This window comes from Aeromonas cavernicola, from assembly GCF_002795305.1.
In the GTDB taxonomy this organism is placed as follows: domain Bacteria; phylum Pseudomonadota; class Gammaproteobacteria; order Enterobacterales; family Aeromonadaceae; genus Aeromonas; species Aeromonas cavernicola.
In genome coordinates this window covers 1-1,120 of sequence record NZ_PGGC01000223.1, presented here as the reverse complement: position 1 = coordinate 1,120, position 1,120 = coordinate 1, and the positions used below count along the sequence as shown (strand labels likewise).

2 protein-coding genes are annotated in these 1,120 nt (G+C 59.0%); one reads left to right on the top strand and one right to left on the bottom strand.

Annotated features, from left to right (window positions below; genetic code table 11):
* Window positions 1-518, top strand: a 518-nt coding sequence (locus tag CUC53_RS18035) for a LysE family translocator (RefSeq protein WP_100295383.1), incomplete at its 5' end; no start/stop codon positions are given.
* Between the two features lie 144 nt (window positions 519-662).
* Here the strand turns inward: CUC53_RS18035 and CUC53_RS18030 are convergent.
* Window positions 663-1,120, bottom strand: a 458-nt coding sequence (locus CUC53_RS18030) for a chromate transporter (RefSeq protein ID WP_167386796.1), incomplete at its 5' end; no start/stop codon positions are given.

The following is a 1,120-nucleotide window of genomic DNA, read 5'->3' as shown; positions in this document are numbered from 1 at the left end:
GGGTTCGCCGAACGCTACACATGATGTGGGGGGAATTGGTGGGGGTCGGGCTGGTATCGGTCCTCTCCGTACTTGGGGTCGCGGCGATCATGCTCAATTACCCTGCCCTCTTTAGCGCGTTCAAGTATGTGGGGGGGGCTTATTTGGTATGGCTTGGCATCCAGATGTGGCAAGCAAAGGGCAAAATGGCCATTCCCACCGATATATCGACGGCTCAGCAGACGGGGGGGATGGCGCTCGCCGCTCAAGGCTTTGTCACTGCCATCGCCAATCCCAAAGGGTGGGCATTTATGGTTTCCCTATTGCCTCCCTTTATCTCAACAAACAAACCGATGCTGCCGCAAATGAGCGCCCTCGTTGCCCTGATCCTGCTCATCGAGTTCTTGTGCCTGCTGCTCTATGCCAGCGGTGGCCGCACCCTACGGCACTTCTTGGCCAAGAGTAACAATGTGGTTTTAATGAACCGCATCGCCGGTTCATTAATGCTGGGGGTTGGGGTCTGGCTAGCCGTGGGCTAACGGCCGTGCGTTAGGGTGCAATCAGGCGGCTACCCAATCATCCCCAACCGCATCTGACCAATCCCCCCCATGGCGGGATTGGCGCTGCAGGGCCTCATAAAAAAACGGCGCCTTCGCTAAGGCACCGTTTTTTATATCGCAGACTCAGTATTGCAGCAGCGCCGCCATCACGAGCAGCGAAGCCAGCGCCACAATGGGCAACCTCACCACCCGCAGCAGATAAAAACCGCTGGCCACCAGCGCCAGATCGGTAGGTGCCAATATGGCGCTTTGCCACACCGGCTGATAGAGCGCAGCCAACAGCAATCCAACCACTGCGGCATTAATACCGGTGACCGCCCCCGCTAACGGTGGCCGAGCCAGCCACTGTTGCCAGCAGGGGCCGATGGCCCAGAGCAGTAGCAAACCGGGCAAAAAGATCGCGCCGGTTGCCAGCAGCGCACCACTCACTGGGCTCGCTGGCAGCAGTTGGGCACCAAGATAAGTGGCGAGGGTGAACATCGGGCCGGGCACTAACTGCGCCAAGCTGTAGCCGGTAAGCAATTGCTGCTCACTAAGAGTATGCCCTACCCGCTCAGCCAGCAGCGGGAGCACCACATGGC